The sequence below is a fragment of the Halomonas cerina genome (genome assembly GCF_014192215.1).
In the GTDB taxonomy this organism is placed as follows: Bacteria; Pseudomonadota; Gammaproteobacteria; order Pseudomonadales; family Halomonadaceae; genus Halomonas; species Halomonas cerina.
This window is the reverse complement of record NZ_JACHXP010000053.1, coordinates 1-1,023: the sequence shown is the minus strand read 5'-3', so window position 1 is coordinate 1,023 and position 1,023 is coordinate 1. Positions and strand designations below refer to the sequence as shown.

The 1,023-nt window shown below is 70.0% G+C and carries 1 pseudogene; it reads right to left on the bottom strand.

The window, feature by feature from the left end:
- Positions 1 to 64: 64 nt before the first annotated feature.
- Positions 65 to 1,023 (bottom strand): annotated as a pseudogene (locus FHR94_RS19430) (glycine dehydrogenase (aminomethyl-transferring)); the annotation flags it as partial.

The window sequence follows — 1,023 nt, the reverse complement described above, 5'->3', positions numbered from 1 at the left end:
GGGCCCCGCCAGTGGCGGGGCCCGGGGTGTTGCAGGACGCACCGTGTCGGGTCAGTCGCGTCCCTCAGTCGCGATATTCGTCGATGCTCGGGCAGGAGCAGATCAGCTGCCGATCCCCCAGCACGTTGTCGACCCGGTTCACCGCCGGCCAGTATTTGGCCGCCTTGACCGCCTCGGAGGGGAAGGCGCCCACCTCGCGGGAGTAGGGGCGCGCCCAGTGGGCGTCCATCAGGTCGGCCTGGGTGTGCGGGGCATGGACCAGCGGGTTGTCGTCGGCGGGCCACTCGCCGGCCTCGACCCGGGCGATCTCCGCGCGGATACCGATCATGGCGTCGCAGAAGCGGTCGATCTCGTAGCGCGACTCCGACTCGGTGGGCTCGACCATCAGCGTGCCCGGCACCGGGAAGGACATGGTCGGGGCGTGGAAGCCGTAGTCCATCAGGCGCTTGGCGATGTCCTCCTCGCTGATCCCCGAGGCCGCCTTGAGCGGGCGGATGTCGAGGATGCACTCGTGGGCCACGGTGCCGTGCTCGCCCTGGTAGAGCACCGGGTAGTGGGCCTCGAGGCGTTTGGCGATGTAGTTGGCATTGAGGATCGCGAGTTCGGTGGCCTCGCGCAGCCCGCGCGCGCCCATCAGCTTGATGTAGGCCCAGGAGATCGGCAGGATCGACGCCGAGCCGAAGGGCGCCGCCGCGACCGCGCCGCACTCGGGATGGACCCCCCGGATCGGGGTGACCGCATGGTTGGACACGAACGGCGCCAGGTGCGCCTTGACGCCGATCGGGCCCATGCCCGGGCCGCCGCCGCCGTGGGGAATGCAGAAGGTCTTGTGCAGGTTGAGGTGGCTGACGTCGCCGCCGAAGTCGCCGGGGCGGGCCAGGCCCACCTGGGCGTTCATGTTGGCGCCGTCGATGTACACCTGGCCGCCGTGAGCATGCACGACCTCGCACACCTCGCGCACGTTGGCCTCGAACACCCCGTGGGTGGAGGGGTAGGTGATCATGATCGCCGACAGGCTGTCGC